At 26.2% G+C, this 7,371-nt stretch carries 11 protein-coding genes; all 11 read right to left on the reverse strand.

The annotated features are described in order from the left end of the window. Positions 1-1,989, reverse strand: a 1,989-nt coding sequence (locus tag RI01_RS02295) for an AAA family ATPase (RefSeq protein WP_017193056.1), incomplete at its 3' end; no start/stop codon positions are given. A 737-nt stretch (positions 1,990-2,726) separates the two neighbouring features. Further along, positions 2,727-3,662 carry a hypothetical protein gene (locus tag RI01_RS02300; RefSeq protein WP_017193057.1) on the reverse strand — a complete coding sequence of 312 codons (936 nt, stop codon included), beginning with the start codon at positions 3,660-3,662 and terminating at the stop codon, positions 2,727-2,729. A gap of 15 nt (positions 3,663-3,677) precedes the next feature. Beyond that, positions 3,678-4,475, reverse strand: a complete 798-nt coding sequence (locus RI01_RS02305) for a hypothetical protein (protein ID WP_017193058.1) — start codon at positions 4,473-4,475, stop codon at positions 3,678-3,680. A 5-nt stretch (positions 4,476-4,480) separates the two neighbouring features. Then, positions 4,481-4,696 (reverse strand): hypothetical protein, encoded by a 216-nt coding sequence (locus RI01_RS02310; RefSeq protein WP_017193059.1) that lies wholly within the window; start codon positions 4,694-4,696, stop codon positions 4,481-4,483. Then, positions 4,689-5,093: a hypothetical protein gene (locus RI01_RS02315; protein ID WP_017193060.1), complete on the reverse strand. Its 405-nt coding sequence runs from the start codon at positions 5,091-5,093 to the stop codon at positions 4,689-4,691. The genes RI01_RS02310 and RI01_RS02315 overlap by 8 nt, the downstream gene beginning before the upstream one ends. 22 nt (positions 5,094-5,115) lie before the next feature. Then, complete coding sequence (locus tag RI01_RS03775) at positions 5,116-5,262, reverse strand: hypothetical protein (RefSeq protein ID WP_017193061.1); 147 nt, start codon at positions 5,260-5,262, stop codon at positions 5,116-5,118. A 122-nt stretch (positions 5,263-5,384) separates the two neighbouring features. Continuing rightward, positions 5,385-5,729: an HU family DNA-binding protein gene (locus RI01_RS02320; protein WP_017193062.1), complete on the reverse strand. Its 345-nt coding sequence runs from the start codon at positions 5,727-5,729 to the stop codon at positions 5,385-5,387. A gap of 39 nt (positions 5,730-5,768) precedes the next feature. After that, positions 5,769-6,401, reverse strand: coding sequence for a lambda-exonuclease family protein (locus tag RI01_RS02325; protein ID WP_017193063.1), 633 nt, complete (start codon positions 6,399-6,401; stop codon positions 5,769-5,771). Continuing rightward, positions 6,398-6,715: a hypothetical protein gene (locus RI01_RS02330; protein ID WP_017193064.1), complete on the reverse strand. Its 318-nt coding sequence runs from the start codon at positions 6,713-6,715 to the stop codon at positions 6,398-6,400. The genes RI01_RS02325 and RI01_RS02330 overlap by 4 nt, the downstream gene beginning before the upstream one ends. Positions 6,716-6,733: 18 nt before the next feature. Beyond that, positions 6,734-7,093 carry a hypothetical protein gene (locus tag RI01_RS02335; protein WP_017193065.1) on the reverse strand — a complete coding sequence of 120 codons (360 nt, stop codon included), beginning with the start codon at positions 7,091-7,093 and terminating at the stop codon, positions 6,734-6,736. After that, on the reverse strand, positions 7,090-7,371 hold a 282-nt coding region (locus tag RI01_RS03675), incomplete at its 5' end, for a hypothetical protein (RefSeq protein ID WP_026052452.1). The genes RI01_RS03675 and RI01_RS02335, both read right to left, overlap by 4 nt.

The following is a 7,371-nucleotide window of genomic DNA, read 5'->3' on the forward strand; positions in this document are numbered from 1 at the left end:
TTTCCATTGGTTAAAAGGATGTTTAACAAAATAAGCTAAATCAGTTGGTTCTTTTTGGGTTTTTATTCTTTCTTCACACAACTCTTTTTCTTCTGTAATCTCATTGTTTAGATTTTTAATTTGTTGTTCTAAAAGAGTTATAGCGTTTTGTTTTTGTTCTATGAAAGTTTTATTCCTAGCTTGATCTTGTTCTAAAGCTATTACTTCGCTTGCTAATTTATCTTTTTGTTCTAACAGAGTTTTTAATTCTTTTTGTAAGGGATGTTGATCATATTTCAATTGATTCATGATTTTTTGATAATAACCTAAACCTTCTAAACCATAAAAAGTATAAACTGCTTCTACTTTAGTCATATCTTTTGGTTTAGGTAAATATCTTTGAAACCCTTCTTTCCAAGTGGCATATTGTTCTTCACAAGCTTTTCTTCTTTGGATTATTTCCTCTTGACTTTTAACAATATTTTGTTTATTATCTAGGACTTCATCTAAGTCAGAAGGCAGCATTACTTCATGTTCTAAAGGATTCTCATACTTATAACGATTAGTTTTTTTATAAGCACCTTCGATTAACTCAGTTAAAGCACGATTAGAATAATGTTTATTTTCGCATCTTTTAGCTATTTCATTTAAATGCAAAAAAGTATGATAACTGATTTGAAAAGGTTTTACTAAAAATTTTAAAAATTTAGCTATTTCTTCGTTTTTAATTAAATCTATTTTAATTTCTTCCGAAAAACGACTTCTTAGAGCGGAATCTATTTTCTCTAAATGATTAGTAGCTCCCATTAAAATGATTTTTTTATCGCTTTTTTTGAAACCATCCAGTTTGGTTAATAAATTGTTGAGAATATTACTAGCAGTTTGACTAGTGTTTTTATCTTCTCTATTAGCTAAACCACTTATTTCATCGATAAAAATAATCGTTTTATCATACTGTTCCGCTTCGGCCCAAATTTTTTCTAATTCTTCGTTCCCTTCGCCAACATAAGTTTTATCAAATTTAGATGGTTCAATTTCGATAAAATGAATATCACCTGCTTCACCACAAAGAGCTTTCATTAAATAACTTTTTCCTGTCCCTGGTGGGCCATATAGCAAATAACCACGCGGAGTTACTTTATCAAAATTAACTAATTTTTGATCGCTTTTAAAATAATAAATCAAATCTTGTAAAGCTTCTTTTTCTCGTTCCATCCCGAAAACATCTTTAAAAGTAATGATTGCTTTATCCTCTTGATACAATTGATTATTTTTTTTAGCGTTTAATTCTTTTTCTAATTGTCTTACTTGTTGGCCAAAATATAATAATTGTTCGTCTAAAAATAAATCATAACTTTTTAGATTTTTAATTTCTTCTTTATTATCTTTAGCTTGCGCTAACATTTTTTTAATTAAAGTTTTATTGGCATAATTATATTGAATAGTTTCTTGGAGCAGGTTGATATTATCTGTTAAAGAAGCTAAAGAGGCGATATTTTTGGTTTTTTGTTGTAAATCATCCATATTTTGAATAATTTTTTGTTCTTCTTGATCTAAATTTTTTCTTTGGATAATTAAAGCTTTTCCTTTTCCCAAATGTTCATCTCTTTGCTTTTTTAAAACATTAATTTCTTCTTGTAATTGAGTTTTTTCTTCTGCGCTTAAGGTGTCAAAAGAGGCAGCTAAAGTTTGTTCTTTTTCGGTAATATTGGTGTTTAAAGTATTAATAGCAGCTATATTTTGATTTATTTCATAATCAATAAGGTCATACTGCTTTCTTATTAATGCTCTTTGTTGGTTTTCTTTGGCTAATTGGTCTCCTAAAGCTTTTAATTGTTTTTGAATTTGTTCTGCTGCTTCCCTTGCCTCTTTGGTTTTATTTTGTTGTCCAAGAGAAAGGGTTTGAGGGTTAGCATATTTGGTATAAAGTCCATAACTAAAAAGAATGACAGTAAATAAACTTAAAAGACCTACAAACAACCAATAAAGCTTTGTTTTAATTAATAACATGCATGGCATTTTCCTTTCTTTTTAATTTAAAAAAATCAGTTTAACGTCTTATTTGAGGACTAAGAAAGTTATTCTTTTTTATTTTTTCATTTTATTTATTAATTGATTTTAAATATTAAATTCTCCTTTCTAAATAAGGTTTAGAAAGGAGAATTTAATATTAATACAAACGTTATCAAAACAATTTTAATTTTATTTGAAATAATTTTTATTTATTTCAAAAACAAATAAATTAAATGTTTTCTATACAATTATTCGCCAATAATTTGTATAGTTCTCATCAAAGCCTTAAAGTTAAAATTTTCAAAAAAACATTAATTTATATTTGTAAAATAATTTTTATTTATTTCAAAAACAAATAAATTAAATGTTTTCTATACAATTATTCGCCAATAATTTGTATAGTTTTCAACAGTTTAATGTCTTATTGAAGGACAAGAATATTATTTTCAATTATCTTTCTCCGAGCACGAGCAAAATTATGTAATACAATTTAGCGTTGAACCATCTTAAGCGCACATATTGTAACAGTCATAATGAATAAACCACCGATTAATTTTAAGCCAATTTGAACAATGTGTTTGGCTAAGTATTTATTTAAATATTTTTCAAATAATACCACCAACTTTTAGGTTGATTTTGTTTCATTTTTAATTTTCCTTTCACTTTATTCTTAAAATTATTAAATAATAAGTAAACTAAATAATTTATAAAACTTCTTTCTTTTTTAATAATTTTTAATCTACATCATAATATAAAGTTCTTTTCTGTTTAGTTCTTTTCTCATATAAATCAATCTTTTTTAAAGATTTAATATGATTAGTATTCCATAACATGCCTTCTTGAACGTAATTATAAAAAGGAAATTTAAGTTCAAAATCATAATTAAAGATCACAAAAGGTTCTTCAATTTTTTGATTAATAGGATAAATAGCAACTATTTGCTGATTTCTAATATCTTTCAGAGCTATTTTATCAATCGCTAAATAAGAAGGTCCACCAAAATTAGTTCCTTTATCATAAAAAATTTCTAATTCATAATTAGTGGGTTCAAAAGGAATAGCTGGTAAGTTTTCATTAGGTTTGTTCGGTAAAGGCTGATGATTAGCCCATAAATAATACAACGTTTTAGCTCCATGACCCATTTGTTTTAATTGCTCTAAAGTGAAAGTATTATTAACCCCTTCTCTTTGTCCACCATCAAAATAAGCTAATAAAAAACCTTGTGGTGGTGGTTCTTTAATACGATAATCAAATTCAATAAGTTGATCATTGGTCTTATTATTATATAGCGCATAAGTAAAAGTGCTTTTAAAAGTTTTATCTTTAAAATGATGACCTAACCAACCTAAAGCATCTTTCATAGTAGCATTTTGTCCTAAATAAACATGGTAAACTTTCATATCAGCCATAGTAGTAGTTTCTTCAAGAGGTTTTATTTGTTCATAAAATAAACTGTTAATGATTTCGTTTTGTGGTTTGAAGACATTATTTAAATAGGTATTATTTTTTAATAATTCTTCTTGTGCTACTTTTTTATTATTGTTTTCTAGAAGAGAATATTTCTCTTCTAGAATAATTTGGGAAGAATTTAATTGTGCATGAAGACCAAAACCTAACAAAAGGCAACTAAAATATAAAGCAATTTTTTCAATAAAAGTTAATTGGCTCATTGGTATTTACTAATATTAATTTAATTTAGCTAATTGGTCTTGTAAATGTTGAATGCATTCGTTTAAATGAGGTTTTAATTCTGCTTGCGTATTAGGATCTTCTATTTCTCTTTGATAAGCAGCAAGATCTTGTTTTAAATTAATTTTAGTAGCTATTTGAGCTATTTTATTATCAATGGTTTGGATTCTATTTTCTTTACTAATTTTGTCATTATTAAGAGTAGTTTTATCAGTAGCAGTTAAATTAGTGTCTTTTAATTTTTCTTCTATATTTTGGATAATTTTGGTTAGCTCTTGTTTCTCTTCTAAAGTTTTTTCTTCTTTTTTTAGTTGAATTAATTCTTTTTCTGTTAAGAGTTTATCTTCAGTTAAACGATGTTTCTCTTCTAAATTAGGAGCTTTTTTTATTTTTTGTTCCATTTTTTTAATTTTATTTTCTAATTGTTTTAAGTAGTTTTTAAAATCAATAATATTTTGAATTTGTTTTTTTTGTTTTTCTTTAAGTTCTTTAATAATAGTTAAAGTGTTTTTATAAGCAGCTGTCAGCTCTTTATCTTTTAATTCTTCTTCTTTAATTTTGATATGTTCTTCTAACTTTTTTATTTGGTCGATGTATAAATCTAGACATTCTTGTTTTTCATTATTTATTGTTTCTTGAATAGTTTGCTTTTGGTCTTGAGTTTGAAAATGGTTTTTAAAGCATAAACTACTAATAGTTACCACTGTTAAAAGCAGGGCAATAACTAACCACCAATTAAACAATTTTCTAGTTTTAGATAATGGTTTTGCTGAATTTTTTTTATTAATAGCCATATTTTTTATTCTTCTCTTTCTTGGTTTATTTTTGCATTTATTTGTGGGTTATCTTTTTTATGATTAATATGAAGATTTTTAATAATTAAGGAAATATCTTCTAAATCTTTGTTCGAAGGGGTGATATGATTAGTAAAAAAAATCTTTTTTATTAAAAATAAAATACCACAAGTAAACAAACTGCCTAACATAAAACCTAAACTAAATAAATGTTCATTCATGTTTTTCTTCCTTTTTTCCAATATTTTGTGTTAAAGTTTCTATTTGTTCTCTTAATTTGTGGTTAGAACTTTTTATCTTTTCAAGCTTTTGCAATAGTAATTGGAGGTTTTCTTCTTGTTTAGCCTCTTTTTTCGCTAAATGTTTTAATTTTCTTTGCTTAAAAAAACAACCCATAATGATGTCTTTTACAAAAACAATAATATTAATTAATAATTGGAAAACAGGTTTAAACCCTGTTATAAGCAAGACAGTAAAAATAGTGGTTTGCATAGTATCTATTCTATGGGTCAAAATTTCCTCAACCGTAAATCCTTTAACAAATTTGAGACAAAAATCGCTTATATTTAAAAACAAAGCCAGAAGAAACATTTTTATTTTCAATAACCAATTCAACATAAGGTTTATTCCTTTCTAGGTTTTATTCCAATTCTTTTAATAATTTGTTTATTTGTGCGATAATAAATAATTTGTCCTTTTTATCAACCTTTTTATTTGTAGTTTTTTTATTAAGTTGTTTTTTAGCGTTCATCGGTTGAGCATGAGTGCCTTTTTTTCTTACAGCCATTTTTTTTATTTCCTTTCTTGATAATGGTTTTCTTACCCATAAAGTAGGAGAAAAAAAGAAGGAGAAAATTAAAGGAGTTCTAAGAAATTTTTCCCCTTCTTTATGGGTAAGAACAATTTTGGTTAAACGATTTCTAGATCAGCCACTTCTTGCTTTAAAACCGAGGCAATTTTAAAACTAACTACTGTTTTCGCGGGTATTTTAAGTTTTTTGCCTGTTTTAGGATTTCTTCCTATGTAGGCTGCACGAGTTTTTAAAACAAATTTACCAATATAAGGCGATAAGTTTACTTTTTCATAAGTAGTTATAGCTTGAAATAAATTTTTTTCGAAAGCATTATAAAATTCCTCTGTTGCTTTAACAGTGTTTTGAGTTGTTGCAGCGATTTGTTTGATTAATTCTTTTTTAGAACATGTGGTGGCGCCATTATTCTCAGTCATGTCCTTTTTTTTGTTTTTTTTAGCCATTTTTTTAATTCCTCTTTCTTTTTTAATTTATTATTGATGTTAATTTTTTTTATTTTCAGCCAGACGAGCTAAATCGACCATCTTTCTACTTTTATCTAATTCTTGTTGAAAAGCTTCTGCTTCCATGAACATTTTCGCTATAAAACTTTTATCTAAAAAAACTTCTTGGGTTCGGAAAAGTTTGTCATTCACGAAAACAAAAAAATAACCTTTTTCCAAACCGCTACAATAAAGTTGAGCTTGTATTTGGGCCCAATAATATGGAGGTATTTCTTTTGTTTTAAAAAAAACTTGCCAACTAGGACCATCAGGATTTAAAGGGCATTTGATTTCTAACAAAGTTTTTGTTTCTTCGTTATAACCATCTAAAGAGGCGGACATTAAACCTCTGGTAAAAACAGCGGGAACATATTTTAACCCATGACAAAAACAATAAAAATTTCTTGCTTTTGGTTCGGTTATTTTGCCGTGTTCCACTGCTTCATTAGTAATAAAATCGCTCCCAAATACTTTTTTAAAAAGCAAGTCCTCTTTGGTTTCATAAGGATTGAGACCCATTATTGTTCCTACTTCGGAAGCATTGATAAATTTTTTACGATGTCGAAACCATTCCCAACTATTTTGGTTTAATGCTACTTTAATAGCGGGGATAGCAAAAATATTTTTTTTCATCTTCTCAAACTCCTTTGCCTATTTTTGTTGTTTTTATAAAAAAGATAAACTTTTTTGGGTTTTCTCATTTCGATATAGTTCAAAAAACTTTCTAGAGAGTGATCAACAATAAAATTTTCTAAAACATCTTTTTTAGATTGTTGTAAAAAAAGCCCTTCTAGAGATTTATTATAATGTAGACAAAAATTGGTCTTATTTAAAAATAATTCCATTTTGTCTATATAAAATCGTTCATCATGAACTAATAACCCTTCTTGCTTTAAAAAAGCTATTATTTCTGTTTTTTTGTTAATTTGAATTTCTTGAATTTTCATTGATGTTATAAACTCCTTTTAATTTTTAAATCCTAATTCTTTTTCGAAATTATCTAACCAAGCAGGACTATTTTTATGCTTATTTTGCTCATAGAAAGAAGAAACATTTATTTTAGCAGGATTAATGTATAATTGTTTTGTTTGCTTATTAAAAAAATATTTTTGTTCTAAAGTATCATCAAACTCTAAATTAAAAAGGGTTTTATTTAATTCTTGCAATACTGTTTTTATTTTGGCAATATCTGTTTCTTTTAAAAATAATGTTTTTTCCGTAATATTATAGTTAGTTTGTTTTATATTAGCACTTACTAAAATGTGAAATGTATCTATATTAGCTAAAAAATGCATAATTTGTTTTAAACCGTAAATATATTTCATTCTTTTTGTTCCTTTAATTGGATATTTGCCAATGTATATTTAATTTTTTGGGTTTTTTTATTTCTTTTGATGTGTTTTGGTTTAATTAATATTTCTTCACAGTTATTAACCTTTAATTTCAATTGCTTTTTTTTGGGCTTTTTAAGGCAAAGAGTGTCAATAAAACCTTTAGAATCAATACCTGTATAGATTTTAGATTGTTTTTTCTTTTTGTTGTGGGTTTGTTCATGCATATTTAACGAAAATAAAATTGCTGCTGCTTCTTGTTCGTTCATTTT

The organism is Italian clover phyllody phytoplasma str. MA1 (assembly GCF_000300695.1).
In the GTDB taxonomy this organism is placed as follows: domain Bacteria; phylum Bacillota_I; class Bacilli_A; order Acholeplasmatales; family Acholeplasmataceae; genus Phytoplasma.

What these genes read in the sequence shown, in the direction of transcription:
- RI01_RS02300 (WP_017193057.1), bottom strand. Translation starts at nt 3,662, where the DNA reads ATGAGCCAATTAACTTTTATTGAAAAAATTGCTTTATATTTTAGTTGC.
- RI01_RS02305 (WP_017193058.1), bottom strand. Translation starts at nt 4,475, where the DNA reads ATGGCTATTAATAAAAAAAATTCAGCAAAACCATTATCTAAAACTAGA.
- RI01_RS02310 (WP_017193059.1), bottom strand. Translation starts at nt 4,696, where the DNA reads ATGAATGAACATTTATTTAGTTTAGGTTTTATGTTAGGCAGTTTGTTT.
- RI01_RS02315 (WP_017193060.1), bottom strand. Translation starts at nt 5,093, where the DNA reads ATGTTGAATTGGTTATTGAAAATAAAAATGTTTCTTCTGGCTTTGTTT.
- RI01_RS03775 (WP_017193061.1), bottom strand. Translation starts at nt 5,262, where the DNA reads ATGGCTGTAAGAAAAAAAGGCACTCATGCTCAACCGATGAACGCTAAA.
- RI01_RS02320 (WP_017193062.1), bottom strand. Translation starts at nt 5,729, where the DNA reads ATGGCTAAAAAAAACAAAAAAAAGGACATGACTGAGAATAATGGCGCC.
- RI01_RS02325 (WP_017193063.1), bottom strand. Translation starts at nt 6,401, where the DNA reads ATGAAAAAAAATATTTTTGCTATCCCCGCTATTAAAGTAGCATTAAAC.
- RI01_RS02330 (WP_017193064.1), bottom strand. Translation starts at nt 6,715, where the DNA reads ATGAAAATTCAAGAAATTCAAATTAACAAAAAAACAGAAATAATAGCT.
- RI01_RS02335 (WP_017193065.1), bottom strand. Translation starts at nt 7,093, where the DNA reads ATGAAATATATTTACGGTTTAAAACAAATTATGCATTTTTTAGCTAAT.